The organism is Candidatus Sodalis sp. SoCistrobi (assembly GCF_900143145.1).
Taxonomy (GTDB): domain Bacteria; phylum Pseudomonadota; class Gammaproteobacteria; order Enterobacterales; family Enterobacteriaceae; genus SoCistrobi.
Genome location: NZ_FRDB01000250.1, coordinates 1 through 4082, shown reverse-complemented (window position 1 = coordinate 4082; position 4082 = coordinate 1). Strand labels below are relative to the sequence as shown.

General features: G+C 46.3%; 9 protein-coding genes. All 9 read left to right on the top strand.

Annotated elements, in window-relative coordinates; all coding sequences use genetic code 11:
• Positions 1-229 (top strand): integrase core domain-containing protein (locus tag CINSTRO3249_RS13775; RefSeq protein ID WP_143146879.1); only part of this gene is annotated, 229 nt, incomplete at its 5' end.
• Positions 230-314: 85 nt separating this feature from the next.
• Positions 315-566, top strand: coding sequence for a hypothetical protein (locus CINSTRO3249_RS13770; protein WP_074013686.1), 252 nt, complete (start codon positions 315-317; stop codon positions 564-566).
• Between the two features lie 363 nt (positions 567-929).
• Positions 930-1484, top strand: coding sequence for a Rha family transcriptional regulator (locus CINSTRO3249_RS18065; RefSeq protein WP_084790238.1), 555 nt, complete (start codon positions 930-932; stop codon positions 1482-1484).
• A 67-nt stretch (positions 1485-1551) separates the two neighbouring features.
• Positions 1552-2352: an antA/AntB antirepressor family protein gene (locus tag CINSTRO3249_RS17740; protein ID WP_254304370.1), complete on the top strand. Its 801-nt coding sequence runs from the start codon at positions 1552-1554 to the stop codon at positions 2350-2352.
• A 9-nt stretch (positions 2353-2361) separates the two neighbouring features.
• On the top strand, positions 2362-2961 hold the full coding sequence (locus tag CINSTRO3249_RS13750) for a hypothetical protein (RefSeq protein WP_074013685.1): 600 nt from the start codon (positions 2362-2364) through the stop codon (positions 2959-2961).
• On the top strand, positions 2954-3205 hold the full coding sequence (locus CINSTRO3249_RS13745; protein ID WP_074013684.1) for a hypothetical protein: 252 nt from the start codon (positions 2954-2956) through the stop codon (positions 3203-3205). The genes CINSTRO3249_RS13750 and CINSTRO3249_RS13745 overlap by 8 nt, the downstream gene beginning before the upstream one ends.
• Positions 3195-3404 (top strand): ParE family toxin-like protein, encoded by a 210-nt coding sequence (locus CINSTRO3249_RS16825; RefSeq protein ID WP_074013683.1) that lies wholly within the window; start codon positions 3195-3197, stop codon positions 3402-3404. Before CINSTRO3249_RS13745 ends, CINSTRO3249_RS16825 begins: the two co-directional genes overlap by 11 nt.
• Before the next feature lie 15 nt (positions 3405-3419).
• Complete coding sequence (locus CINSTRO3249_RS16820; protein WP_125933203.1) at positions 3420-3563, top strand: protease FtsH-inhibitory lysogeny factor CIII; 144 nt, start codon at positions 3420-3422, stop codon at positions 3561-3563.
• A 311-nt stretch (positions 3564-3874) separates the two neighbouring features.
• A partial coding sequence (locus CINSTRO3249_RS13735; protein ID WP_174249794.1) for an ERF family protein occupies positions 3875-4082 on the top strand: 208 nt, incomplete at its 3' end.

Here is a 4082-nt window from a genome sequence, read left to right as displayed (position 1 = left end):
CGGCGACTCCTACGATAATGCGATGGCAGAGAGTATCAACGGGTTGTACAAAACGGAGGTTATCCACCGCGGGAGCTGGAAAAACCGGACGGAAGTGGAGTTGGCCACGCTGGACTGGGTGGACTGGTACAACAACAGAAGGCTGCTCGGGCGGCTGGGTTACATCCCTCCTACTGAAGCCGAAATGAACTATTACGCTTTGCAATTAGCATCAGAGGAAGCGGCGTAGTATTGCCAAAATTACTCTCTAATAAACTCGGGGTTATTCATTCTGCAAAGTAATAACAGGTATCACGATAAATGTGTAGATACCTATGATCAGAGGGCGGGGATTGCTAGATGAGGGGTTGTGTGCAGATAATCAATTGTCTAAAAAGAGTTTTATTCCTTTTGTCCAGGCATCGAAAAATGAGCGATTCGGCTTTAAGCATGTCGCTGTCGATGGAAAATGGCTATACATCTATGCCGACCATATACGGTTCTTGATCCGGAAACGCCACAGAGTGAACGGTGTTCGGGTGCAGGGCTATAACGCCAATGGAGTACACGTTGACATGGTGGCGTAACTGGGGTTGTGTGCAGTAAAATTTATTATACGTCAGTAAGTTACCCTTCTCTGTCCAGAGACCAAAAACAGAAATCCACCGCCCCATTGACGCAAGGATAACCCATGCGCTATAGTCAATCTGCATCTGCAAATTCAGGTGCCGGGATTGATACCCCGCCGAAGTAACCGCGACAAACTGACACGCCGCGAGCGTGTTTTTTTACGTCGCAATTTAGCTACATCTCTATGGTAAGCTGGATAGGGCAGCCGCAAGGCTGGCCGGGCGGTTACTCCGGTAGTATCAACCCTGTTCAGTTCACCACCAATATAGAGATTGATACCTCTTGGTGGTAATTACATAAAGTAACCATCGGAGGTCATAATGACACTTCACACATCCCTTGCTGCACCTAAAGTCAGTATCCATAACGGTAAAGCTGTAACTACATCATTGGACGTTGCCGACTATTTTGGCAAGCTGCATAAGAACGTCATCCGTAGTATTGAAACTTTGGATTGCTCGCCAGAATTTAACCGGCTCAATTTTGAGCCCGTTGGTTACAGCGACGCTAAAGGCGAAAAACGGCCGATGTATACCATGACCAAAGACGGCTTCGTCTTTCTCGTGATGGGCTTCACCGGCAAGAAGGCCGCAGCGTTCAAGGAAGCTTACATCGCGGAGTTTAACCGCATGGAGGCCAGATTATCCTCCGCTGTTCAGCCAGCGCCAACCCGCCACAAAACTCCTGATTGCCGCTACCGGGTACAAGTCACCATCTGGGATGACCTACTCGGCGGTAAACTTGCATTCGTCGGAAAAGCCAACTCGTTCCGTTCTATCGCTGCGGGGATCGCAACGGATCTGGGTTACAGGCCCACGAGCTTTGTCGAAATTCCCGACGCGCTAGAAAAACTCAGCGCCAGACGCATTCACTAATCACTCATCCCGCCCCGGTATCGTACCGGGGTTCCGTTAATCACATTGACTTGTGAGGAGATTGATCATGTCTAAATTACAGCAATTAATTGCAATCGAAACGAATAGCATCAATGGCGAAACCGTCCAGACGGTGAACGCCCGTGACCTGCACGAGTTCCTGAAGGTCGGCAAGGACTTCACCACATGGATTAAGGACCGTATCAGCCAATATAGCTTTATTGAAAATCAGGACTACGTGATTGTTGATAATTTGAGCTCCCCAAAATCGGGGAGCGCAAAATCTCGCCAACAACCGATCAAAGATTACGCCATCAGCATCGACATGGCGAAAGAGCTTTCGATGGTTGAGCGCAACGAGAAAGGTAAGGAGGCGCGCCAGTACTTCATCCAGTGCGAGAAACAAGCCAAGGCTGCCGTTGCATTGCCGCAGCTCAATGACCCGTCATGGCTGCGTGGAATGCTACTGAACTATACCGAACAGGTGGAAGAGCTTAAGCAAACCGTAGACAGCTTGGAAAACCTCTTCCAAGTAGGAATGACGCCCGTCCAGTTCTGTAAGCAACTTAACGGGGTAAATGTTATGGGGGTAAATCTGTTTTTGGCAGAGCGTAATTTCCTCTATGACGGACAGAAAGAAGAAAACAAACCTTATGAATGGCGTGTAAAGGCTTATGCGCGCGACAAATACTTTACCGAGAAAGTGGTCACTGTTAACACCGAAAAAGGCAAGAAGAAATTTCATGAAGTCATTCTTTTAAAAGAAGGTGCTAAATGGCTTTATCGGCACTATCTGAAAGGCGAGCTTCCAATGAAGAAAAGCTGGAACAAGCTGTTTACCCACGATAAATATTCTCAGGTTGCATAAGGAATCATCATGAGCGAAGAAATAGTACAACTTACGCGCTGGTATTTCGTGACGTATGAAATAAAAAACAAATACTCAACATGGGAATATGGCCTCTTTTGCCTTGGTATTTCAGCCACTAATGCCGCTGTAGCGCCCGTCATTGGATTATACAAAAAATTTTCAGACGTAGAGAGTATTTCATGCGTCAACGTTCGTCAGGCAACGGCACATGAAAACAAGCTTTTAGAGGATGAATGGCCGGGTTTGCTCAAGAAGCCCAAACGCAAAGGAAAGAAAAGCATGAAGCAGTCGCAGGAAGTTATCGCCGCCCGTATCATCGCAGCATCTAAAGATATCGTCGCTTGTGAAAAGGCAATGGTGACATTGAAAGATATTTATCGTACCGCGATGCGTCAATATTTCCGTGAGCACGGTGACCCCGGCATTGATTGCGGACGACTCAGTCCGGACAAACCAGAATACGAGGGTGTGATTAAACATACTGACCCTTATTTTATTGCCATGCTCAAGAAAAAGCGTGAATTGCATAATGCTCGCCGTCGTCACAGTCGTGCAACTCAGGCATTAATCAAGTACCAAACTGAGAAGGATGCCAACTATGTTTAAAACATTCTGGACACTGAAAATTATCAACGCGCTGTTCATTATTTCATGCGTCGCCTGTCTGGCGCTGGCCTTTGCATCGTTCAGCGGTACAGCAGCGCCCTATATGCAAGTCACCGACGGTATATTGGCATTGCTGACACTGCTCGGCGTCCGGCTGACGTTTGAATGTATTGCAGTGCAATTCGTTCAGGCCGAAACTTTGAAGAAAATTCTCAGTAAACTGGAGAAGGAGAATGAAACCTAAAATTCCCGACCGGATAAAAAAGAAAGCAGAGCAACTTGAACGTATGTACCGCGAAGGACTTTCTTACGCAATACGCATTCAACGAACTGGTTATTTATCAATGCGACTCTGTCGCTGCTGGCACATGTTATCTAAAGATAACGGTCAGAGTTGGAAAACCATGAGTCATGCAAAATACAATACACAAATAACACAATAATAACAGGAGCACCCCATGAATTACGCATTCGCGGGTAATGCTGCCCTCATGGGGAGCTATCACCCGGAAGAAACTCACTTGGATAAAATCGTAAAATGGCTGAGGAGTGGATATAGGAAGCTTATCGATATTCTCCGTCAAGAAGGCAATCCTCTATGAGCTATGCCAATAAATTAATTCAGGCACTAATCGCAGAGTCTCAGCGATTACACGACGCTTTACTATGGGATATCGCCATCAAGATATATGAGGTAGGGAAGAGGAATGAGCTTATTAGATAATATACCGCCACAAGTACAAACCCTGCGTATGAGTCAGGAATGTCGGCGTCTCTACGTAATTCAGGCATTAGAATGTCGGCGATTACGTAGGTATGACCATATGAGAGACTTTCTATATTACGCAAAAACAGAAAAGCTAAATATCAAATACTTCATGCCGGACGGTAACGAACCTTTTTGAGGTGAACGATGAAAGTGTATTCAGCCATCAGTAACATTGCTCGTGATTTAGCAGTAACGGGGATTAAGAAAGAAGGAAAGAACGCTCAACAAGGATTTAGATTTCGGGGGATTGACCAAGTTTATACCGCGCTGGCCCCAGTATTGGCAAAGCATGGTCTGGTTATTCTTCCCCGAATCGTTGAACGGATGGTGACCGAAAGAGTATCCACGAAAG